Source organism: Collimonas silvisoli, from assembly GCF_018305005.1.
Classification (GTDB): domain Bacteria; phylum Pseudomonadota; class Gammaproteobacteria; order Burkholderiales; family Burkholderiaceae_D; genus Collimonas; species Collimonas silvisoli.
The window spans coordinates 15064-37718 of sequence record NZ_JAGQEG010000059.1; the positions used below are offsets into that span (position 1 = coordinate 15064).

22 protein-coding genes are annotated in these 22655 nt (G+C 58.7%); 12 read left to right on the forward strand and 10 right to left on the reverse strand.

Translation table 11 applies throughout. The annotated features are described in order from the left end of the window. Positions 1-5: 5 nt before the first annotated feature. The 3 genes from KHU33_RS16270 to ahpC all read right to left on the reverse strand — a co-directional run bounded on the left by KHU33_RS16270 (position 6) and on the right by ahpC (position 3059). Entirely contained in the window at positions 6-638 is a 633-nt protein-coding gene (locus tag KHU33_RS16270; RefSeq protein ID WP_211464772.1) for an ABC transporter ATP-binding protein, read from the reverse strand. A 150-nt stretch (positions 639-788) separates the two neighbouring features. Beyond that, entirely contained in the window at positions 789-2384 is a 1596-nt protein-coding gene (gene ahpF / locus KHU33_RS16275) for an alkyl hydroperoxide reductase subunit F (protein ID WP_211464773.1), read from the reverse strand. A 111-nt stretch (positions 2385-2495) separates the two neighbouring features. Next, positions 2496-3059 carry an alkyl hydroperoxide reductase subunit C gene (gene ahpC, locus KHU33_RS16280; protein ID WP_211464774.1) on the reverse strand — a complete coding sequence of 188 codons (564 nt, stop codon included), beginning with the start codon at positions 3057-3059 and terminating at the stop codon, positions 2496-2498. 629 nt (positions 3060-3688) lie between these two features. Between ahpC and KHU33_RS16285 the strand changes: the two genes are divergently transcribed. From KHU33_RS16285 to KHU33_RS16300, 4 genes are all read left to right on the forward strand, one after another. Next, on the forward strand, positions 3689-5785 hold the full coding sequence (locus KHU33_RS16285; RefSeq protein WP_211464808.1) for a bifunctional 2',3'-cyclic-nucleotide 2'-phosphodiesterase/3'-nucleotidase: 2097 nt from the start codon (positions 3689-3691) through the stop codon (positions 5783-5785). Further along, positions 5785-6528 carry a tetratricopeptide repeat protein gene (locus tag KHU33_RS16290; RefSeq protein ID WP_211464776.1) on the forward strand — a complete coding sequence of 248 codons (744 nt, stop codon included), beginning with the start codon at positions 5785-5787 and terminating at the stop codon, positions 6526-6528. Before KHU33_RS16285 ends, KHU33_RS16290 begins: the two co-directional genes overlap by 1 nt. A 214-nt stretch (positions 6529-6742) precedes the next feature. Continuing rightward, positions 6743-7564, forward strand: coding sequence for a creatininase family protein (locus KHU33_RS16295; RefSeq protein WP_211464778.1), 822 nt, complete (start codon positions 6743-6745; stop codon positions 7562-7564). 55 nt (positions 7565-7619) lie between these two features. After that, on the forward strand, positions 7620-8801 hold the full coding sequence (locus tag KHU33_RS16300) for a YncE family protein (RefSeq protein WP_211464780.1): 1182 nt from the start codon (positions 7620-7622) through the stop codon (positions 8799-8801). Between the two features lie 36 nt (positions 8802-8837). Here KHU33_RS16300 and KHU33_RS16305 read toward each other — a convergent pair whose 3' ends face one another. Further along, a complete protein-coding gene (locus KHU33_RS16305) occupies positions 8838-9968 on the reverse strand; it encodes an alpha/beta hydrolase family protein (RefSeq protein WP_211464782.1) in 1131 nt (376 codons plus the stop codon). Positions 9969-10177: 209 nt separating this feature from the next. On the opposite strand from KHU33_RS16305, the gene KHU33_RS16310 reads away from it, so the two are divergent. From KHU33_RS16310 to KHU33_RS16325, 4 genes are all read left to right on the forward strand, one after another. Beyond that, on the forward strand, positions 10178-10954 hold the full coding sequence (locus KHU33_RS16310) for an alpha/beta fold hydrolase (RefSeq protein WP_230414319.1): 777 nt from the start codon (positions 10178-10180) through the stop codon (positions 10952-10954). Positions 10955-11104: 150 nt separating this feature from the next. Further along, positions 11105-11899, forward strand: a complete 795-nt coding sequence (locus KHU33_RS16315; protein ID WP_211464784.1) for an SDR family NAD(P)-dependent oxidoreductase — start codon at positions 11105-11107, stop codon at positions 11897-11899. 114 nt (positions 11900-12013) lie between these two features. Beyond that, positions 12014-12154, forward strand: coding sequence for a hypothetical protein (locus KHU33_RS16320; RefSeq protein ID WP_211464786.1), 141 nt, complete (start codon positions 12014-12016; stop codon positions 12152-12154). A 35-nt stretch (positions 12155-12189) separates the two neighbouring features. After that, on the forward strand, positions 12190-12786 hold the full coding sequence (locus tag KHU33_RS16325) for an SIS domain-containing protein (protein ID WP_211464788.1): 597 nt from the start codon (positions 12190-12192) through the stop codon (positions 12784-12786). Between the two features lie 214 nt (positions 12787-13000). Here the strand turns inward: KHU33_RS16325 and KHU33_RS16330 are convergent, their stop codons facing one another. Both KHU33_RS16330 and KHU33_RS16335 read right to left on the reverse strand, forming a co-directional pair. Beyond that, positions 13001-13177 carry a hypothetical protein gene (locus KHU33_RS16330; protein WP_211464790.1) on the reverse strand — a complete coding sequence of 59 codons (177 nt, stop codon included), beginning with the start codon at positions 13175-13177 and terminating at the stop codon, positions 13001-13003. Between the two features lie 390 nt (positions 13178-13567). Continuing rightward, positions 13568-14140 (reverse strand): HNH endonuclease, encoded by a 573-nt coding sequence (locus KHU33_RS16335; protein ID WP_230414320.1) that lies wholly within the window; start codon positions 14138-14140, stop codon positions 13568-13570. Between the two features lie 230 nt (positions 14141-14370). Between KHU33_RS16335 and KHU33_RS16340 the strand changes: the two genes are divergently transcribed. Both KHU33_RS16340 and KHU33_RS16345 read left to right on the forward strand, forming a co-directional pair. Then, positions 14371-17202 carry a DUF2339 domain-containing protein gene (locus KHU33_RS16340; RefSeq protein ID WP_211464794.1) on the forward strand — a complete coding sequence of 944 codons (2832 nt, stop codon included), beginning with the start codon at positions 14371-14373 and terminating at the stop codon, positions 17200-17202. 2 nt (positions 17203-17204) lie between these two features. Next, entirely contained in the window at positions 17205-18596 is a 1392-nt protein-coding gene (locus KHU33_RS16345; protein WP_211464796.1) for a DUF3999 domain-containing protein, read from the forward strand. Between the two features lie 23 nt (positions 18597-18619). On the opposite strand, the gene KHU33_RS16350 is transcribed toward KHU33_RS16345, so the two are convergent. Both KHU33_RS16350 and KHU33_RS16355 read right to left on the reverse strand, forming a co-directional pair. After that, entirely contained in the window at positions 18620-19027 is a 408-nt protein-coding gene (locus tag KHU33_RS16350; RefSeq protein WP_211464798.1) for a VOC family protein, read from the reverse strand. A gap of 30 nt (positions 19028-19057) precedes the next feature. Further along, on the reverse strand, positions 19058-19534 hold the full coding sequence (locus KHU33_RS16355) for a MaoC family dehydratase (RefSeq protein ID WP_211464800.1): 477 nt from the start codon (positions 19532-19534) through the stop codon (positions 19058-19060). Between the two features lie 332 nt (positions 19535-19866). On the opposite strand from KHU33_RS16355, the gene KHU33_RS16360 reads away from it, so the two are divergent. Beyond that, positions 19867-20457: a BPSL1445 family SYLF domain-containing lipoprotein gene (locus KHU33_RS16360; protein WP_211464802.1), complete on the forward strand. Its 591-nt coding sequence runs from the start codon at positions 19867-19869 to the stop codon at positions 20455-20457. 105 nt (positions 20458-20562) lie between these two features. Here the strand turns inward: KHU33_RS16360 and KHU33_RS16365 are convergent, their stop codons facing one another. Next, positions 20563-21774, reverse strand: a complete 1212-nt coding sequence (locus KHU33_RS16365; RefSeq protein ID WP_407928291.1) for an AI-2E family transporter — start codon at positions 21772-21774, stop codon at positions 20563-20565. A gap of 336 nt (positions 21775-22110) precedes the next feature. Continuing rightward, the gene (locus KHU33_RS16370) at positions 22111-22290 is read right to left on the reverse strand and encodes a hypothetical protein (protein ID WP_211464804.1); all 180 of its coding nucleotides are present in this window, start codon (positions 22288-22290) and stop codon (positions 22111-22113) included. Here KHU33_RS16370 and KHU33_RS16375 point away from each other — a divergent pair. Further along, entirely contained in the window at positions 22289-22537 is a 249-nt protein-coding gene (locus KHU33_RS16375; RefSeq protein ID WP_211464806.1) for a hypothetical protein, read from the forward strand. The genes KHU33_RS16370 and KHU33_RS16375 overlap by 2 nt on opposite strands. Positions 22538-22655 lie beyond the last annotated feature (118 nt).

A 22655-nucleotide genomic window follows, 5' to 3' on the forward strand; every position in this document is an offset into this window, starting at 1 on the left:
ACTGCTCAATCCCCTAATTCCACCACGGCTGCCAGCGGCACCCCCTCCGGCGCCTCGTAAAGCGCAATCACCCAGGCTTGCGCCGGATTGTTAGCGACCTGATTCAACATCTTCACAACAAAATTGATGGATGCCTTATCCAGCCCGGCAAACGGATCGTCCAGCAAATTAAGCGTGGCGCCGGCAGCGAACGCTGCCGCCAGCCAGACTTTCCGTTTGCTGCCGGTGGACAGCATGTATAGCTGCTTGTCCAGATGCGGCGTCAGCGACAATCCCTCAATGAGCGCCGGTAACAGCGTGCCGTCAAACCCGGGATATGCAGCAGGCAAGGATGCAAAATATTCACGCGCTGTCATCTGGTCGAACGCTTCCGAACGCGGCTCCATCCAGAATACCTGCCGCCGATAAGCATCGGGCTGCTCAAGCCAGCGCACATCGTTGATCTGTAATTGCCCAGCCTGAGCCGGCAGAGCGCCAGCCAGCAGCCGCAGCAAACTGCTCTTGCCACGCCCATCGCCGCCGCGCACCAGCGTGACGCCTGCGGGAATATCGGCTGACCAGTTATCGAACAATTCCCGCTCGGGGTAATGAAAAGTGAGATTGACGGCTTGGAGGATGGTTGTGCGATGCTGCTTCATGGCATGGATTATCAAATATAAACGAGAGGCCGGGTATTGCCGTGTTGCGGTGTAAACAGGGGATGCGAGGCAGATCGTGTTGCGCCAGCCGCAGAACGGGCTGGCGCAATCACTTTACGGAAAGGTTGTTAAGGTTATTAAGGTTATTGCTCAGGCTGCGACAGTCTCGGCCTCGGCGGCGACATCTTCTTCATCCGACACCGAACTGCGGATCAGATGATCGAATGCGCTCAGGGAAGCCTTGGCGCCCTCGCCCACCGCGATAACGATCTGTTTGAACGGCACGGTGGTGACGTCGCCGGCGGCGAACACGCCTGGCACCGAGGTCTGGCCCTTGGCGTCGACTTCGATTTCGCCGTGGCGCGACAAGGCCAGCGTGCCCTTCAGCCATTCGGTGTTCGGCACCAGGCCGATTTGCACGAACACGCCTTCGAGTTCGACGCTATGCACCGCACCGGTCTTGCGATCCTTGTAGACCAGGCCGTTGACCTTTTTGCTGTCGCCGGTGATTTCGGTAGTTTGCGCCGAGGTGATCACGGTGACATTGGCTAGGCTGTGCAGCTTGCGTTGCAATACCGCATCGGCGCGCAACTCGCCGCCGAACTCGATCAGCGTGACATGGCTCACCAAGCCAGCCAGATCGATTGCCGCTTCCACGCCGGAATTGCCGCCGCCGATGACCGCTACGCGCTTGCCTTTGAACAGCGGGCCGTCGCAGTGCGGGCAGTAGGCGACGCCGTGGTTACGGTATTCGCGTTCGCCCGGCACGTTGATTTCGCGCCAGCGGGCGCCGGTGGCCAGCACCACGGTCTTGCTCTTGAGCGAACCGCCGCCGGCCAGCTTGACTTCAATCAGCTTGCCTGGAATCAGGGCGGAGGCCAGTTGCACGTTCATGATGTCGACTTCGTAGCTCTTGACATGCTGTTCCAGCGCGGTAGCAAATTTCGGCCCTTCGGTTTCCTGTACCGAAACGAAGTTTTCAATCGCCAGCGTATCGAGCACCTGGCCGCCGAAGCGTTCCGACACGACACCGGTGCGAATGCCCTTGCGCGCTGCATAAATGGCAGCTGCCGCACCGGCAGGGCCACCGCCGACGATCAACACGTCGTAGGGATCTTTTTCGCTCAACTCGGCCGCCTTGCGGGCGCCGGCGCCGGTATCCAGCTTGGCGAGGATTTCTTCGATGCTGGTACGGCCCTGGCCGAACACTTGACCGTTCAGATAGGTGGTCGGCACCGCCATGATTTCGCGTTTTTCCACTTCATCCTGGAACAGTGCGCCGTCGATGGTGGCCTGGCGGATGCGCGGATTGATCAGCGCCATTACGTTCAATGCCTGCACTACTTCAGGGCAGTTCTGGCAGGACAGGGAGATATAGGTTTCGAACACATAATCGCCATCCAGATTGCGGATCTGTTCGATGATGGCTTCATCCAGCTTCACCGGATGGCCGCCGACTTGCAGCAAGGCCAGTACCAGGGAAGTAAATTCGTGGCCCATCGGAATTGCGGCAAAACGGATGCCGGTGTCGACGCCTGGGCGATTGATCGAGAACGAGGGTTTGCGCTCGTTGTCGTCGCTACGCTCGATCAGCGTAATGCGATCGGAGAGCGCGGCAATTTCTTGCAGCAGCGCTTGCAACTCACGAGACTTGTCACCGCTGTCCAGCGACGCAACGATCTCAATCGGTTGCACGATTTTTTCCAAATAGCTTTTTAATTGGTTTTTGAGATTTGCATCAAGCATGGCGGTTCCTTGCGTTTGTGTTGCGGTGGTGACGATTTGAATTGGGGGTAATGCCGGTTCGAGCCGAGCTTCCGGCCCGAACCGTAAAACAGGTGCTGCTACTTGCTGCTATTAGATCTTGCCGACCAGGTCCAGCGATGGCGTCAAGGTTGCTTCGCCTTCTTTCCACTTGGCTGGGCAAACTTCACCTGGGTGCGATGCTACGTATTGCGCTGCCTTGACTTTGCGCAGCAGTTCCGAAGCGTCGCGGCCGATGCCGTTGTCGTGGATTTCGTACAGCTTGATCAGGCCTTCTGGGTTGATCACGAAAGTGCCGCGCAGTGCCAGGCCTTCTTCTTCGATCAGCACTTCAAAGTTGCGCGACAGGGTTGCAGTTGGATCGCCGACCAGCGGGTAGTTCACTTTCTTGATGGCGTCCGATGTGTCGTGCCATGCCTTGTGGGCGAAATGGGTGTCAGTCGACACGCCGTAGATTTCCACGCCCAGTTTTTGGAATTCAGCGTAGTTGTCGGCCAGGTCTTCCAGTTCTGTCGGGCAGACGAAAGTGAAGTCGGCTGGGTAGAAAACGAATACCGACCATTTGCCCTTCAGGGTGTCCTGAGTGACCGGGATGAACTTGCCGTTGTGGAGGGCGGTTGCCGAGAATGGTTTAACTTGGGTATTGATCAGAGACATAGTGTTTTCCTTACTAGGGCTGGGTTGAAAGATCTATAGGTACGAACGATAAACCAGGTTATATCATTTGTATAATTGATTTAATTTTGTGTTTCGATTTGAAATAACTATCGACGGTGGATTGATTCCTCCTTTGAATGCGTTTTGCCTTGGTACGCATCATGCTTTCCAGGCAATGAACAAGAAACGGCAGGAAGCGGCTAGAAATGGATGGACGCTTCATCGGGCTATTAGTTTAGGCGACTTCTAAAAACTCCGTCATCCCCGCGAACGCGGGGATCCAAATTACTGCTTAAAAATGGATTCCCGCGTTCGCGGGAATGACGGGGTCGCCGAGACGGGATCGCCGAGACGGGGGGCGCCAACGACGTAATAAGGTCATTCGAGCTGCCCTTTCAGCATCTTGCCCCGATTCGCCATGCCGAGATAATAGTTGTAGAACGAAACCCTGCAAATGTACAAGTCTGGAGGGGATGTAACGCAATGTAATGATAGGGAAATATTTCCAAAATATAATTCCCGCCCGGAATAGACGAAAAAGCAATCCAACAAAAGGCGCTTAACAGTGACGCCAGCTTCTTACCAAGACCAGCCCGTAAATATTTCCGAAAGTTACCATGCATAAAAAGATGCGTTTGACCGGCTTGACCGCTGTGGCTGCCTTGGCCGCATTAGCCACATTGGCCATTTCCGCTTGCAGCAGCAGTGGCGGCGGCAACCTTGAGGCAGCCATTCCGGAGGGAACGGTGCTGAAACTGGGCCTGCTGGAGACCACCGACATCCACCAGAACGTGCTGAGCTACGATTATTACGGCTTGAAGGCCGACACCAGCCTCGGCCTTGAGCGCACCGCAACCTTGATCAAGGGTGCGCGCCAGGAAAATCCCAACAATCTCTTGCTGGATGATGGCGACGTCATCCAGGGCACGCTGCTGGGCGATTACCAGGCGGTGGCCGCGCCGGTTACCTGCAGCGGCACGCTGGCGGTGCACAAAGTGATGAATGCCTTGCAGTACGACGGCGCCGGCATGGGCAATCATGAATTCAACTACGGCCTGGATTTCCTGAGCCAGATCACCAATACCGATTTCGGCGTTCCGGGCGTGCAAAAAGGCAGTAACTGCGGTGCGCCGAATTTCCCGCTGGTGTTATCGAATGTGGTCGGGGTTGCTTCCGGCAAGCCGATTTTCAATCCCTATGCCCTGATCACCAAACAATTCAGCGCCACCAAGCCTGACGGCAGCAACATGAGCGTGGCGCTGAATGTCGGCATCATCAGCTTTGTGCCGCCGCAGATCATGGATTGGGATCAGAAAAACCTGGCCGGCAAGGTGATGGTCAACGGCGTGCAGGAATCGGCGCTCAAGTATGTGCCGGAGATGCGCAGCAAGGGCGCCGATCTGGTGGTGGCCCTGTCGCACGGCGGGCTGGATGCTTCGCCCTACAGCCCGAAGATGGAAAACGGCAGCTTGTATCTGGCCAACACCGGCATCGACGCACTGATGCTCGGCCATGCTCATTTGATTTTCCCGCAAGCGCGTGAGGCCGGCGGCCCGGCCATCGATGCTTCGCTGGCGGCGCTGCCGAGCACTTTGGTGGACACCAGCAAAGGCCTGGTCAACGGCGTTCCGGCAGTGATGGCGCAAAGCTGGGGGCGGCGCCTGGGCATCATCAAGATGGTGCTGAAATACCAGAGCGGCAAATGGGTGGTGCAGAAAGACCAGACCAACGTCGAAGCGCGTGGTTTCAAATATGCCGACGGCAAAACCATCGTCGATGCCGATGCTTCGATTGCGCCGCTGGTCGCCACCGAACATCAGGCTACGCTGTCCTACGCTACGCAGCCGCTGGGCACCACGACCGATTTTGAAATGTCCGCATACTTTTCGCTGGTGGGAGATGTCAGCGCGATTCAGATCGTCAACCAGGCGCAGATCGACTATGTGAAAAATTTCCTCGCCAGTTCCACCGATCCGCTGCTGGCCAGCTACCAATCGATTCCGGTGATTTCGTGCAGCGCGCCGTTCAAAGCCGGCCGCAACGGCCCGACCGACTTTACCGACGTCGCTCCGGGTGCTTCCCCAGCCGCGCCGTTTGGTTTGCAAGTGCGTAATCCGGGCGATTTGTACTTATACGGAAACAACAACCTGCAAGCGGTCAAGATCAAGGGTTCCGATCTGAAAAACTGGCTTGAAGCTGCGGCAAAGCAGTTCGCTAAAATTGATCCGAACAGCAGCGCTGAGCAAGATCTGGTGCCATCCTACTCGACGATTTTCAATTACGACGTGTTCTATGCCGAAAACAACGCGATGCAATACCAGATCGATGTCACCAAGCCTGCCGGCAGCCGCATCAGCAACCTGACTTATGCCGGCAAGGCGGTGGCCGACACTGACGATTTCATCGTCGCCACCAATGACTACCGCGCCGGTGGCGGCGGCAATGTGCCAGGCATCGACGGCAGCAAGACCATCATCAAATCGCCGGACGCCAACCAGGCGGTGGTCAGCGCTTACCTGAAAAAACAGGGCAAGATCACTAACGTGGCAAACGGCAGCGGGCAAAGCTGGAGCTTCGTCAAGGTAAGTACGCAAGGCCCGGTTTTCCTGCGTTCGGCACCGGGCAAGCTGGCGGTGGCGCAGGCGCGTGGCGTGAGCCAGGTGACAGCGGAAGGTGCGCTGGACGCCAGCGGGTTTGCCAAATACGCAATCGATCTAAGCAAGTGATGGCAAACAGAAAGTCACATTTCATGGCGCTCTTGCTGGCTGCCGCCGCCCTGAGCGCCTGCACGCAGATCAACGATGCGACGCCCGACAATGCCCGCATCGAGTCGGTAGGTCTGCTTGCCCTGCATGGCCGGCAGTCGAGCGCGATTGCTCAGCTGCAGGCTTGGGCCGCCGCGGGCCGGCCGGTGGCGCAACGCGAATTGGGATTGGCGCTGGCTTCGATTCCCGAGCAAGCCGCGCAAGCCGGAGCGTGGTTTGAGAAAGCGGCGAATGCGGGCGACATCGAAGCGCAATTCCAACTGGCGCAAGCTTTTTATCAAGCCGGCCTGGGGCTCAAGCGTGATTACGTTCAGGCCTGGAACTGGTATGAACGTGCGGCCGGATCGGGCGATGCCAAAGCCAGCTTCATGCTGGCCCGCATGGCGAAATACGGCGAGGGAGTTGCGCCCGATCTCAGGCGTTCCGCAACATGGCTGCTGGAGGCGAGCCGGCAAGGCAATGCGCAAGCGATGTTTTTACTCTCGAATGCCTATGCCGCCGGTGAGGGTGTCGAACAGAACCCGCAACTTGCCCGGGAATGGCTGGAACGGTCAGCCGCAGGCGATTTTCCGGTAGCGATACAGGCGCTTGCGATGAGCCTGGAAAGCGGCGACCGGCATGGCGAACGCGATCCTGTGCGGGCCCGCCATCTGATCAAGGAAGCAACCGATGAGCGCAGCATGCGCTGGAATAACTACCAGTGATAAGTAATGCTACATAAATGAGTCAAAACAAGAGGCTGCACAAGTCATTTTAAAATTATCGTCATTCCCGCCTTCACGCGGATGACGTTGCGGATCTATCCTCATACTCGACGGAGTAGAATTAGCGCGGAACCTGTGCGCAGATCCGGCGTCATATGCCGGCTGCCGACCTCGACCTGCCCGCAGCAGCCCCGTATTTTCATGAGGATTTTTCATGCTTTTGTCATTCCGACGAACTTTCGTCGCCGCCCTCTTCTTCACCGTCACCGCCACCCAGATCGCATTTGCGCAAACGCCGAAGACCGTTTTTCTTGAAGATCTGACATGGACCGAGCTGCGCAGCCAGATCCAGGCCGGCAAGACCACCATCCTTATTCCTATCGGCGCCACCGAGCAAAGCGGCCCTGATGTCGCGCTGGGCAAGCACAACGTCCGGGTGAAGATTTTGTCGCAGCGGATTGCGGAAGGATTGGGCAATGCGCTGGTGGCGCCGGTTATCGCCTATGTGCCGGAGGGCGGCTATGCGCCGGCCACGTCCCACATGCGTTTTCCCGGCACCATCACTATTCCGGACGATGTCTTTGAAAAGACCCTGGAATCCGCCGCCAACAGTTTCAAGGTGCATGGCTTCAAGAACATCGTTTTTCTAGGCGATCACGGCGGTTATCAGAACGATATCAAGAAGGTGGTGGTCCAGCTTAACAAGAGCTGGGCCGGCTCGCCGGCTCGCGCCATCGTGCCGCCGGAATATTACGCCAGCAGTTCGGATGGCTACGCGCAAATTCTGCGCAAGCGCGGTTATCGCGATGACGAAATCGGCACCCATGCCGGGCTTGCGGATACATCGTTGCAGCTCGCCGTGGCGCCGCAGATGGTGCGCCAGGATGGCTTGCGCAACGGCCCCAAACGTGGGCTTGCCGACGGCGTCTATGGCGGCGATCCGCGCCGCTCGACGGCCGAACTCGGTCAGCTCGGCATCGATGCGATCGTGACGCAGACCGTCAATGCCCTCAAGACGGATACCGTCGCCCGCTAACGAAATTTTCTGATATCTGACAGCAGTTGCCACTTACTTCATCAAGGAATCTACCATGCCATTTTGTTCCCGCCGCTTGTCGCGCCTTGCATTCTCGGTCAGCGCTGCGTTGGCTGTTTTATGCATCGCCGGCAGCGCATCCGCCGCGCCCACCGCACCCGCGATTGCCACGGTGGCCGGCATGCCGCCCGTGGTCAACCCGGCCAATCTATACAGCGAAGCCGCCGCCGGGCGCTTCAGTCCAGCGACGGCGGGCGCATTGCCACGGATTTACGTGCCCAATCTGCGCTCAAACGACGTCTACGTGATTGATCCGGCGACCTTCAAGGTGATCGACAAATTCCCTGTCGGCCGCAGCCCGCAGCACGTGGTTCCGGCCTGGGATCTGCAGACTTTGTGGGTGGCCAACAATGCCGAAGGCCGGCCCGACGGCAGCCTGACGCCTATCGATCCGAAAACCGGCAAGCCGGGCAAGGAAATCAAGGTGGACGATCCCTACAATATGTACTTCACGCCGGACGGCAAGGAAGCCATCGTGGTGGTGGAAGCTCATGCCCAGCTGGATTTCCGCGATCCGCACACGATGGCGCTGAAGTCGAGCTTGCCGGTGCCGGAATGCAAAGGCATCAACCACGCCGATTTTTCCATCGATGGTAAATACGCCCTGTTCACCTGCGAGTTCGGCGGCAAGCTGGCGAAGATCGACCTGGTCAACCGCAAGGTGGCCGGTTACCTGCTGCTCGATAAGAAAGGCATGCCGCAAGACATCCGCATTTCACCTGACGGCAAGGCATTTTTTGTCGCCGACATGATGGCCGATGGCGTCTACGTGGTGGATGGCGACAGTTTCACCAAGACCGGTTTCATCAAGAGCGGCGCCGGCGCCCATGGCTTGTACCCGAGCCGCGACGGCAGCAAGTTGTACGTCGCCAATCGCGGTTCGAACCGTATCCACGGTCAACGTCATGGCGCAGGCAGCATCTCGGTAATCGACTTTGCCACGCGCCAGGTAGTGGCGAACTGGCCGATCCCGGGCGGCGGCAGCCCGGACATGGGCAATGTCAGCGCGGATGGCAAGATGCTGTGGCTGTCCGGCCGTTTCGATGACGTCGTGTACGCCATCGATACCACTACCGGTGCGGTGAAATCGATCGCGGTCGGCATGGAGCCGCACGGCCTCACCGTCTGGCCGCAACCCGGCCGTTATTCGCTGGGCCACACCGGTAATATGCGTTGACCGGTGACTGCTGCAATTTGCCGACGTTTGCCGATGTCACTGAATCCGCGGGCAAGCTGCTGGCAGCGGGCTGCCGAATAAAACCGCCAGCCCGCATGCCGAGGTAAACATGGCCCTGTCGTCGTGGCCCACGCCGGGCACTTCCACCACGCTCTGCTGCAGCCCGGATGCGTGACGGCCTTGCAGGTACCTGAAATACGCGAGGCCGCGCGCCAGGCGGTAAGGGCCTTGCGCCATGGCGGCGCAAGAGCGGTCGATGAAATGGGTGTGCGGATCGGTATCGGCCGTGCCTAGCAAATAGACCACCTTGCGCGCCGCATAGCGTGTTTCGAGCCCCGCTACGTCTTGCTCGGCAAGGTAGCTCGGAATCCCATTCATGCCATATTTCCATTGATTGACCTTGGGACAGGAGGCGGCGTCGGCGGGCTGGAAAGCGCCGCCTGAGCCTGGTCTGTTGTTGTCGAAATACAGATACGTCGACGGGTTTGCCACCACGTAACGGACCTCGATTCCTGCCTTGCGCAGCACAGCTTCAGCCTGCCCCGCCACCGCGTAGCGCTGGACAATCTGGGCGCCGGCGGAATGTCCCGCCACCACTACTTCGGTCAACGCCGGATAAAGAGTGCGGTCGGAGAAATGCTCCAGCAGCGCATCCATGGCGCCAAAAGAACTGATGGGCGCCGGACTGCGCGCCGGTTCGCCGTCCTTCCAGCCTTCCTGAGTCCAGGCCAGCGTCTCGGCCGCAAGCTTGAACGCCTTCAGATCGGCAGGCGTCAGGAATTGCGGGGCGACCACCAACGTGCCTTTACCCGCAGTGCCGGCTGCATCGGCGGCCAGGCGTCCTGCTGCAAAATAGGCATCGGCATTGCGCAAAGTGCCATGCACCACAATCAATATCCGTTTTACATCTGGCGCCGGCGCATCGATTGTGCGATCGGCATACACCGGCAGCAGACCCGCGCTCTGCGGCGTGTTGACAGCAATGCGCTGGCCGGCGATTTTCTTCACCGGCGCATCCAGCACCGATGCCGGTTTGGCCTGCCGATCTTGCGTCTTGTCCTGCGGCTTGCTTGCGGTCTCGGCGGCATGGCCGGAAAGTAGCAAAGAAAGCAGCAAAGAAAGCAGCAAGATCGGGGCGGCATAGCTAGCTGCGCGACTGACTGACATGGGCGATTCCCGTAGAAAATTGGATGACTGTGATTCTGGTCGAAAAGCGTGCCGAACAGAAGGCTTTTGATCGGCCATTTTTTCTTTGCAGGAGCGCTGGCGCATGCGCGAGTAGTTTTGTCGCTGACGATTTTTCGATATCGCCAGCGACAATTGTGAGATTTGCCATGTATGGTGGGTTATAGTTATTTCTGGTGTGCAACTTGTGCATGTTCGCCGTGCCCGGCCGGCAAGTTGCCCGTGCGGACGTCAACTCCCCCTACCCGATCATGCAAGCAATAGAATCCTTTGATGTCGCCTACGAAAACTTCACGCTGAAGGGCGATTTTCATCCCGGCGCCTCGTCTTCCCACGCCCTGATACTGCACGGCGCAGGCTCCAGCTCGCGCGCCACCGCCAGCCGTTCAGGATTGCGGCCGGCGTTGCAGGCGCGCGGCGTGGGGAGCACTTCTTTCGATTGCATCGGCCACGGCGATACCGGCGGTTCGTTGCAAAATTCCTCGCTGAGCAGCCGCACGCGCCAGGCGGAAGCAGTGATCGCGGCGCGGAATTTAGCGCAACCGCTGGTGATATTCGGCAGCAGCATGGGCGCTTACAACGCCATCAAACTGACGCAAACGCATGAGGTCGCCGCCTTGATCCTGATTGTGCCGGGGGTATATACGCCGGCTGCATACGATGTGCCGTTCGGGCCGCGCTTTTCAGAGATCATCCGTCGCGACCGTAGCTGGGCCGACAGCGACGCCTGGCCGATCCTGGCGGAATTCAAGGGCGACCTGCTGCTGATCGCCGCCGAACACGATGCCGTGATCCCCTTGGAAATACCGGAGCGGCTGCTGCTATCGGCGCGCCAGGCGCGTTCGCGCCAGCTGCGTGTGGTGGCAGGGACCGACCACAATTGCCTGTTCCCTCTGGTGAGTGCAGAGCGTCCGGCCGAATTTGACGAACTGATGGGCTTGATTGTCGATTGCGTTCGGGGCGGCTAGGCTAATATCGACCGGGATTGTTTTCCCGAGCGAGAAAAATACCAATTCCCGATTTCCTCTATGATGCCAAAGCAGCGGCAGGATTGCGCTTGAGCGTTTGTGCTTCTCGTCCCCCGCTTCTCGTGTCCACTAACCATCAGAGAGAATTCCATGAGAATCGATCTAATTGACAAACATGCGGTAGTGAGCGGCTCGACCGCTGGCATCGGCCTGGCGATCGCCCTTGGCCTGGCGCAAGCGGGCGCGACGGTAGTAGTGAACGGCCGCACCCAGGCCCGCGTCGATCAGGCCCTGGCGCAGATTGGCGAGAGATGCCCTTCTGCCCGTTTGCAAGGCATCGCCGCCGATCTCGGTACGCAAGACGGCGCGGCCTTGTTGTTCGAGCAAGTGCCCGAGACCGACATCCTGATCAACAATCTCGGCATCTTCGAAGCCAAGCCCTTTTTCGATATTTCCGATGAAGAGTGGCAGCGTTTCTTCGACGTCAACGTGATGAGTGCGGTGCGCTTGTCGCGCCACTATGCGCCGGGCATGGTCAAGCGCGGCTGGGGCCGGGTGCTGTTCTTGTCGAGCGAATCGGGGCTGCAGATTCCCAAGGAAATGGTGCACTATGGCATGACCAAGACGGCCCTGCTGGCAGTCTCGCGCGGCCTGGCGGAAACCCTGGCCGGCAGCGGCGTCACCGTCAATGCCGTCTTGCCGGGGCCGACCCGCTCCGAAGGCGTCGGCGATTTCTTCGCATCGATGGCGCGCGATCAAGGCGTTGCGGCCGACACGCTGGAGCGCGATTTCCTCAAAGAACATCGTCCAAGCTCGTTGATCCAGCGCCTTGCCACGGTGGAGGAAGTCGCCAATATGGTGGTCTACCTTGCATCCGTGCAGGCTTCCGCCACCACCGGTGCGGCTTTGCGCGTGGATGGCGGCGTGGTGCGTTCGATTTCCTGAATTCGCCTGACCATGCGAGCCTGGCGCTTGGATATGCCAAGCTGATAATGCCGGCCGGAACATTTCGCTCCACAGTATGTCTGTTAGAGCTACCATTCATGCTATGAGACAACGATGCGCCTATTCTTCCTCTTGACCGTAAGTATCCTGTTGGCCGCTTGCGGCCATGTATCATCTCCTGCCGGCAACAGCGGCAGCAGCATTACCCCTTACGGTGTGATCGATACCGGCGTCACGCGCAGTACGAATCGCTAAAATAATCGGCCAAATTATTCGAATGGAGTGCGAAATTGAAGCAACACATTAACGCCAGCCTGGTTGAAGCACAGCAAGCGCTGGACGCCTTGCTCGCCAACGACACGGCTCTGCAGGCTATCGAACAAGCGGCTGCGCTGCTGATCGACGTGTTCCAACGCAAGGGACGGGTGTACTCGTGCGGCAACGGCGGCTCCATGTGCGACGCCATGCACTTCGCCGAAGAACTGACCGGCCGCTACCGGCTGGACCGGGCGGCGCTGGGCGCGACCGCGATCAGCGACGCCGGGCATCTCACCTGCGTTGGCAACGACCATGGTTACGAGCAGGTGTTTTCGCGCTATATCGAAGGGCACGGACGTGCGGGCGACTGCCTGGTCGCGCTCAGCACCAGCGGTACCAGCAAGAACATCGTTCGCGCGGCGCAAACCGCACGTGCGCTCGGCATGCATGTGATTGTGCTGTCCGGCAAGCAGAGCGAGCTGCTGTCTTCCTTAAGCGACGTCTACATCTGCACGCCGGGCGGTACATTTGCCGATCGTGTGCAAGAGTTGCACATCAAGGTGCTGCACATTCTGATCGAGCTGATCGAACGTCATTTCTTCCCCGAGAATTACGCAGACAAGACATAGTTTTCTCTTGATCGAGTCTGCGCGAGTCTGCGTTTTTCCGTGTCTGCCAGAATGAATGTAAAACTCGATAAATCAACTGGAAAACGCTATTTTTCATCGATTATTAGTGATTTTTGGCACTTTTAAGTCGATTCCTGAAATCAAGTATTACAAAAAATCGGCTGAAATTCGGATCGTCAAAGTGCTTCGGGTAAAGCGCTGAGCCGATGCGTCTTTACGCTTCGTAGTCGTTATCGGCTTTTCGTCCCGAGAGCAGCTGATTGAGCTTTTGCTTTTCGGCGCGTCGTACGCGGCGCGTCGGATTATGCGATGCGTGAGCGCCGGCTTTCCTGGCCCTGGCTGGTGCAACCAGAGGCTTGCGCGGTTTTGGCAGTTTAATGGTGACTTTCATATCGATTCTTTCGCAGAGTGACTTGAAGCCGCATGTGCTTCAGGCCGGCCGCGGCGTTTGCTGCGGGGCGACGCATGTCGTACCCGGAAAAGCAAAAACCCCGGCGAGTTTCCTCACCGGGGTTTTTGATGGAACGACCGGCTCGGGTCGGCAGTATTGCCGCATCCCCGAGCTGTCATGCGCGGGGCTATGTATTTTTTAAATTACCGATAGCCGTCCGTGGCATAGCCGTTCCTTTCCTGTAAAAAATGGGTGAGTAAAAATTACCGAACTGCGATTCTGCGCCCGATGAATTGGCGCTGTCAAACGATGCAGGCATCGTGGCGCATCGTGCAATGGATCTTGTTGTTTTTCAGCGCAAGGCTTGAGGGCAGAAAATAGTCTGCAGCGTCAATTCAACTCGCGCATCCTGCTGTGCTTGGGCAGCCTGGCCGCCAGGTAATCATGCTGGTCCGCCAGAACATTTCTGCCGCTCAGCAGATAGTGCTCGGCACGGCATGGCACATAGGGCACATACAGCAGCGGGCGAAAGCTTTCCAGCGGTTTGTTGCCCTTTTGCTGGTTGCAATCCTTGCACGCGGTCACGCAATTCATCCATGTATCTCTGCCACCGTGGGAGCGCGCATGGATGTGATCGCGCGACAGTTCATTGTGCGGAAAGCGGCCGCCGCAGTAGGCGCAAGTGTAGCGGTCGCGCTTGAACAGCAGATCGTTGTGATGGCCCAGCGGCAGTTCCAGGTGCAGCATGCGCGCCATGATGGCGCTGCCGGCGATGGCGATGATAGGTTTGACAGCGATGCGCGATTGCACGCCGGTGCGGGAATAACCGCCGCGAAAAACGATGTCATCCTCGCCGAGTTCCCAAGCTACCTTCCCGCTCGCGTAATAGAGCACAGCATCTTGTGGCGAAATCCAGTCGAACGGGTTGCCTGCGATATCGAGAGTCAGAATATGGGAAATCATTTTCTTCACCTTTGCTGCTGATTATAACCAGCATCTTCAGGTTGCGGAAAGCACTCATGTTGTTTGCGCGCACCAGAAAATCCTATCGCCGTGCATACCTCGGTCATTTGTTTGAAGCGCCGCAAATCTAGCCACTAAGAGCCACTAAGCAGCGCGCAATTCGAATCGTTGCATCAGGCAAGCACATAACAGACAATACCAGAGCTAATCACAACAAGCGAGCTAACACTATGATTATGTGGGGAATTATTTGCGGAGCTGTGCTGGGTTGGCTATGGCCAAGCTCGGGATACGGCGACTTCGGCATCTTTTTGGGAGGCGGGCTCGGCTTGTTGGCCGGGCTGGGACTGCAGCATGCGATTCGTGCAGAAATCAGCGCCGCCAATGAAAAATTACGGTTGCAGATGTTGGAATTGCTGAACTCTCGAATGGGTCAGGGCGAGAGGGTTGCCGATTCCAAGTCTGCCGGCAGCTTTGCTGCGACATCTCCGGCCGCGGCTGCAGCACAACCGAACGTGGCTGCGCGGCCCCAGACAGAGCCGGTAGCAAGCGCCCCGCTTGCAGCTAGGCGCGTGTCGCCGCCCGCCGAACCCGGCGCCGCAGACCTGGCTTTTGCCGCCGCAAAAAACTGGCTCCTTGGCGGCAATACCATTGTTCGCGTCGGTTTGGTGATCCTGTTTATCGGCCTGTCGTTCCTGGCCAGTTACGCTGCGGCCGCCGGGCTGTTTCCGGTGGAGTTGCGGCTGGCCGCGGTGGCCGCAGCAGGCATTGCTCTGTTGGCTGTAGGCTTCGGCAAACGCCAGGCCAAGCCGGCCTTCGCGCTGGCGCTGCAAGGCGGCGGCGTGGCGGTGATTTATCTGACGGTGTTCGCCGCCTTCCGCCGGTTTGACCTGATCGCGCCCTTGCCTGCTTTCGGTTTGATGATCGTGGTGTGCGCCCTGAGTTGCGTACTGGCGTTGCTGCAGAACTCGCGCGCATTGGCGGTAGCGGCTTTTGCCGGCGGTTTTGCGGTGCCGTTGCTGCTCTCCACCGGCGCCGCAAACAGCGTCGGCCTGTTCAGTTATTACACCGTGTTGAACCTGGCGATTCTGTTCATCGCCTATAAACGTTCCTGGCGTGTGCTGAACATCGTGGGCTTTGTCGCCACTTTTGGCGTCGCCACGCTGTGGGGCGTGCTCAAGTACGAGCCGGCGCAATATCTCAGTTCTCAATTATTCCTGGCCGCGTTCGTGCTGATTTATGTGACGGCGGCGATCCTGTACGCCCGCAACACCCCGACCCGGCTCGGCAACACGGTCGACAGCACGCTGATGTTCGGCACCGCGCTGATCGGTTTCGGCCTGCAAGCCGGCCTGGTCAGGCAGTTCAAATTCGGCGCCGCTTTCTCGGCGTTGGGATTTGCGGCGCTGTATCTGATACTGGCAGCGCTGCTCATGCGGCGCGGGCAGAAAAATTATCGCCTGATAATTGAATCCATGATCGCCATCGGCCTCGGTTTTGTGACCCTGGCGGTGCCGCTGGCCCTCGATATGCGCTGGACATCGGCGGTGTGGGCGCTCGAAGGCGCCGGCGCGTTCTGGGTCGGCATGCGGCAGGCGCGCTGGATGCCGCGCGCATTCGGATTGGCGTTGCAAGTGGTGGCTGCCGGCGCGTTCCTGGCGGCGATCGACGACAATATATCGGCTTGGCCGCTGGCTAATCCGATGTTCATGGGCGCCATGTTTATCGCATTGCCGGCGTTTGCCATCGCCTGGTGGCTGCGCGGCGACTTGCCGCATAGCGATTCGCGCTGGGCCAGAGAATACGTCAAGGTGGAAGCGGTGTTGTGCCAACCGCTCTATCTATATGGCTTCCTGTTCTGGTGCCTGGCCCTGATCCTGGAGATATGCCGCAGCGTGCCTGCCAGCGAGACTGGCTTGGCAGCCGTGCCGGTATTCGACAGCGGCACCCGGCAACTGCTGGCCATGCTGGCGCTGGTAGCGAGCGCATGGCTGTCGCTTCTGCTGGGACGCAAGAGCAATTGGGCGGTGGCCGCCTGGCCCAGCCGATTCACCCTGCTGCCGCTGGCGCTCGGTTTTATCGTGCAGGAGCTGTCCGGCTACCGCGTCTTGCACACGCCGGCTTGGGCCATATGGTTGCTGGCTCTGGGTTTGCATTACTGGATGCTCTACAAGAATGACAGCCAGGCGCAAAGCAATATTGCAGTTCTCAGGCTCAATCGCGCCGCCCATGCCGGCAGCGTATGGCTGCTGACGCTGTTGCTGGCCGACTGTTTATGGTTCTGGATCGGGCGCGCCGATTTGTGGCAAACCTCCTGGGCCAGCGTGGTGTTGCTGGTCAGCGCGATCGCGGTATTGCTGTGCTTGGCGGTATGGGCCGGCAAGGCCAACCGGCGCACGCTCCTGCCGGGATTCAAGTGGCCGCTCAACGCGCATGCCGTCGCCTACTACTGGTATGCGGCTTTACCGTTGACGGCGCTGGTTTTTTTCGGCGCGTTGCTGGTGGCGCTGTTCTCTTCCGGCCGTACGGCGCCGCTGCCCTATCTTCCCTTGCTGAATCCTACCGACCTGACGCTGGCCCTGGCCTTGGGTGCGCTGCTGTTCTGGCGCCGTGCAATCGTGGCGGCCCAGCCAATGCCTGCCGGCGCCGCCTGGGTGGCGCGCAAACAGACGCTGCTGGCGTTGGCTGGGCTGGCTTTTATCGTGCTCAATACGGTCTGGTTGCGCACGGTCCATCATTTTTTCGGCGTGCGCTGGGATGCTTCGGCCTTGTTCGACAGCTTTGTGGTGCAAACCGGTTACGCCATCTTGTGGACGCTGCTGGCGCTGAGCCTGATGCTGCTGGCGCACCGGCGCGTGCAGCGCGCATTGTGGCTGAGCGGCGCGGCATTGCTGGGTTTGGTTGTCATCAAATTGCTGCTGGTCGATTTGTCGAATGCGGGCGGCGCGGAGCGCATCGTCACCTTTATCGCGGTGGGTGTGCTGATGCTGGTGGTCGGCTATTTCGCGCCGTTGCCGCCGAAAGCCGCAGCGGCGGATGCCAGTACAGTGAAGGAAGCGTAAAGATGAGATATTTCCCGATGCGCGCTGTCATCTGCGCCTGCGTATTGGCGGCGTCCAGCGCGGCGTGGCCGGCGGCCGATCCGAATAACACGCAGTCGTATGCGCTGCACCTGCCGCTTACCTTCAATGCCGATGCGCCGCTGCAGCGCCTGCTCTTGCCTGCCCAGGTGATGGTGAACATGCAAAGCGGCGGCATGCGCGATCTGCGGATTTTCAACGCCCAGGGCCAGCCGTTGGCGCTGGCTTTGTCCGACAGTGCGAGCTTGCGGCAAACCGAAAATCGCAAGATCGAACTGAAGTCATCGCCGATCATGGGCAGCGCCGATGTGGCGGATATCTCTGCTTCATCGCTGCGGATCGAAGAACAGCAAGGCAAGCGCATCGTGCAAATCGACAGCAACGCGGCGGATGCCGGCGCGCCCCGTAAAAAAGTGCTGGGAGCATTGCTTGATACGCGTGCCATCGCTGATCCGGTGGTGGCTTTGGCGCTGGATGTGGATCTGCCCGACGCCCAGCCGGTCACATTCGATCTGCAAGCGAGCAAGGATTTGAAAGACTGGCGCTCCCTGGCCCAGACAGTCCTTTATCGCGCCGAAGCCGGAGCCAGCGGTCTGGGGACCGATCATATCGAACTGCCAGCCGTCAATCTTGAAGATCAATATCTGCGCGTAACCTGGACCGATGCCGCGCGCAGGACCGCGCCGGTAGTCATGCGCAGCGCGACATTGACCACCGCCCGCGGCGTCAGCAGCGTTGCGCGGGTCAGCGCCGCACTGGCCCGGCCGGTGCTGAACAATCCGTATGAGCTGCGCTTTTCACTGCCCTTTGCGACGCCGGTGGCCGCACTGAAAATCACGCCGGCGGGCGACAACGTGCTGCTGCCGGTGCGGGTGCTGGGCCGCAACGACCCTGGCCAGCCGTGGACCATGATGGCGGCGAGCGTGGTCTACAAGTTGCAGAGCGCCGGCAAGCTGCAAACCAGCGCAGCGATCGAGTTGCCGCCGGCAGCATTCCGCGAAATCAAGATCGAGGCTGACAAAAAAACGCCGGGCTTCTCCGCGCCGCCGGAAATCGCCTTGGAATTCGAGCCGGTGCAGGTCGTGGCGCTGGTCAGCGGCGCTGCGCCGTATACATTGGCTGCAGGTCTGGCCAATGCTGCCAATCCTTATCTGCCGGTGCAAAGCCTGATGCCGGATTATCGGGCGGCGCAAGAAAACGGCTTGCCGCTGGCGACCGTAGACGGCGCCGCAGCGCTGGTGCCGGCAACTGCCAGCCGCGATGGCATGCCGACGCGCAGCATCGTTCTTTGGGCGGTGCTGCTGCTGGCCGCCCTGGCGCTGGGAGCGATGGCCTGGGTCTTGTTCAAGCAAAATTCCAAGCCGTCGGGGGAGTGACAACAAGCTGGTTTGAAATGCCCTCAGGCGTCCGGCGGCCCCTTGAGTTCGACCACATTGCCCTCCGGGTCGGTGACGTAGATCGACGGGCCTTCGCCTTCCGCGCCGTTTCTTGAAGCCAGCTCACCGGCCGCCACCCCGTTGGCTGCGAGGTGGGCGCGAATCGCGGCTTCGTCGAAGGGTTCGACCCGGAAGCAGAAATGATCCAGATTGCGGCCTTCTTTTCCAGGCGGCGCGCCGCCGGCGCTGCCGAGTTTGCCATCGACCGGAACCAGATCGAGCATGGCGCTGCCGGCCCGCAGCTGGACCAGGCCGATGCTGTCCACTCGCCGGTCGACGGTGCAGCCGAGCGCGTCGCAGTAAAAGCGCAGCATCTGGTCAAGGTCGATCACGCGTAATACCAGGTGGTCGATTTCACGAATACGTATCATCTTGGCGCTCGTTCAAAGATTTTATTGCAGTCATGCGGGTTTGCGCGACACCACCAGTTTCGACACGAACAGCTGCAGCAGTTCGCCGCGCTGGTTGCGGGTCTCGCTGCGCAGTTTGACCATGCCGCGATCCGGCCGCGAACGGGACGGCGTAATCTCCAGGACCTCGCTTTCCACATGCAGGATGTCGCTGGCGCGGGTTGGCTGCGGCCAGCTGATCTCGCCGCCGGAGCCGATGACGCCGTCCTGCAGAGGCATGCCGCTGGTGACCAGCAGGCGCATGGTGATGGCCGCGGTATGCCAGCCGCTGGCTGCCAGCCCGGCAAACAAAGTGCTCTTGGCGGCGGCATCGCTTAGATGGAAAGGCTGAGGGTCGAATTGCCGGGCAAAAGCCATGATCTGCTGTTCGTCCAGGGCATGTTCGGCACTGCAGAAACGGTCGCCGATTTTCAGGTCGTCCAGATACAGCGCGGACTGCGGGCCGGCGCCGCCGGTGATTGTGCTCATTACGGGTTCCTCGTTGTGGTCAAAGCTTGCCGCCGTCAGGAGTCGCGGATGGCCAGGCAAGTTATAGCTGTTCGGATGTGTGCTACCGTACAGATGCAATCTTACATCCGGCCTAGAGTCAAATCATGATTGCGGAGAAAGATGCGCCGCAACTCGGATGCCGCGATGTCGTCGCCATTCTGGCCGATTGGGTTGCCGATCCGGGATACCGTTGGGAGCTGGGAGTTTATGGAAGCTCAGTCAAAATTGTCGATTTATACACGCATCTCGCATTGCCATATATAATTTGCAACGTTGTCCAATCGTCATCCATACTTCTGATGGAGAAAAAAATGCAAAAGAAATCATCGTTTCCGGCCAAGGGTCTGGCAGCTATTGCCGTCGCCATGGCCAGCCTCACCTTCGCCGGTTGCACCACCACCCTGCCGGCCCACGACGCAAGTTCCAAAACCGGCCGCAGCGAAGTCGATGCCGGCGTAGACGCGACTCTGTCCAAACTGTATCAGACCGCGCCCTCCTCGCGCGAGCTGGTCTCCCGCGCCAAGGGTGTGCTGGTATTCCCAGCGGTGCTGCAAGCCAGCTTTGTGCTCGGCGCCGAATACGGCAAGGGCGCATTACGCGTCGGTAACCGCACCGAAGGTTATTACAGCACCACCGCCGGTTCTATCGGCTTCCAGGCTGGAGCGCAATCGAAAGCCATCATCCTGCTGTTCATGACTCAGGATTCTCTGGATAAATTCCGTAACAGCAACGGCTGGACCGTCGGCGCCGACGCCACCGTAGCGCTGGCCAACATCGGCGCCAACGGCAGCATCGACACCAACACTGCGCAACAGCCGATCATCGGTTTCATTACCACCAATGCCGGGTTGATCGCCGGCGTTTCCCTGCAAGGCGCCAAGATCTCCAAGATCACGCTTTAATTCCTTGCTTTAGTTCTTCGTTGTAATTTGCTTCGATACGGCATCCTCGGATGCCGTTTTTTTTACCTTCGTCACGGATGTGCAAGCGTCGAATGAACCGACGGGCTAGTCGCCCAGCAGCTCAGCCACTGCCTGCAGGCCATCGACACGTTTGGCGATGACTTTGACGATAACGATAATCGGAATCCCCAGCAGCATTCCCCATACTCCCCACAGCCAGCCCCAGAAAAGCAGCACGATGAATACCGCCGCCGCGTTCATCTTGGCGATTCTGCCGGTCATCCAGGTCGTCACAAGTGTGCCGATCAGGGTTGCTATCGCCAGTGTCGAAGCTGCTACCAGCAACATCATCGAAAACGATTGAAACTGCATGAACGCGGTGAGCCCGGTGGCGACAGCGATCAGCAGCGGGCCGAAGTACGGAATGATATGCAAACAGCCGGACGCAAGCGCCCAAGCGCCGGCGTTTTCCAGCCCTATCCAGCGGAACGCCACCCACATCAGGACCGCCAGCAAGGCATTCGTCACCAATAGCATGAACATGTATTTCTGGATCGAGGTATTGATGTCGAGCAGGATATTGACAGCGATCTTTTTGCTGGACAGCGACGGCCCGGTCAGCTTCACCAGCTTGCGTTTGAAGGTATCGCCCGACAGCAAGAGAAAAAATACCAGGAAAGCCACCATCACCGCTTGCCCGATGAACAGCATCGCTCCCATCGAGCCGGTCCATAGCCATTCGCTCAATCGGAACGCCGGCGGTGCCGGACTGGCCGGTCGTTTGGCGTCCGGCCGCACGCCGGCCGCCTGGCCGGCGGCGGTTTCAATTTCGTTCGCCGCCGCCTGCATTTTCTGGATAGTGCTGGTTTTTCCGTCTTGTGTTTTGGTTTGTATGCTGACTATGGCGCGCGCCAATTGATGGGCGGCGGCAGGCAGCCGTTCGACGATGGATTGGAATTCGTCGCGCAAAGAATAGCCGGCCTGGCCCAAGCCGAGCAGCAGGGTCGCCATCACGATGCAAGTGCCGATCAGGCGCGGGATGCGGATCCGCTCCAGCCAGGCTACCAGCGGATTCAGCGTGTAGGCAATGAAAATGCCGAACACCAGAGGAATCAGGAAACTTTGCGCCCATTGCAGGGCAAACACCAAAGCCAATATCGTCAGCATCCTCAGGCAAAGGTTGCGCACATTGGCCGAACCGGTGGCGGCAAGCGGCGCCAGCGGCCCGGTCATCGGCGTATCGTCCGTCGCGGCTGTCCCCGGCGTCTCTGGCGCATCACCGGTGTCTGCGTCTGCTGCTGCGATTGATGATTTCATTGGATATTTGCTAGTGCAACTCTTGAAGGCAAGCCGATACGGCCAGATTACCTATCTTAATTCGAATGTTAAGTGCGTCACCGTACAGAGTCCGTATTATTTTCCTGGCGGATGACCGGGCGCCTAATCCGGCCCTAGTTACGTGGCGTTTTGTCATTCTGAATCGAAGATTGGGTCATGGATAAGAATAATTAACCTTTCCTTCGGTCAGCAGTCGATTTCCCCGAGGTCAAACTCAACATTGGCCTTTCTTCGCATTGAAGACCCCCTTCTCTTGCTCTCGGAAGCGGTCAATTTTGATGAGCCGAATTTCATGCCAGTTAACTTTTCCAGCAATTATTTTCTCCAAAATAGTGCAAATAATGCAATACTTGTTATTTTAATACCGTCTCTCGCAGCCATTCTTTTTATTTGCGCATGGTTTCTTGTCGCTTTGACAGCCTGCAAGACCGGGTATGCGCCACTACAAGTGACCAGCCCTACTCTGACGTAACGACAATAAGGAAATGCATTCATGTTCGACTCTCCTCGCAGTCTCCGCGTAAAAAGTGAAGCAATCCCTGAGGTAATGAGGGCGCCGGCATTGATCCCCGTAAGCATCAAGGGCAGCGAATCCCTCAATAGCCTATACGCCTATACAGTCATCCTCAAGCAAGTTCACCCGCAACTAGCCGACACCAACCCGCATCGGCTATCGAATCGAGGCTATCGTACGCATGTCATCGAGAGCCGCAACGACGCGCAATCCAAGGAGGCATCATGAGCGATACGCTACCCAAGACAAATAAAAATAACACGACCCATATTGACTTAAAAGGGCGCTGCGCCACCGCCACAGTGCAATGGTTTTGCGAATTGGATCATGCCAAACATCCGATTAC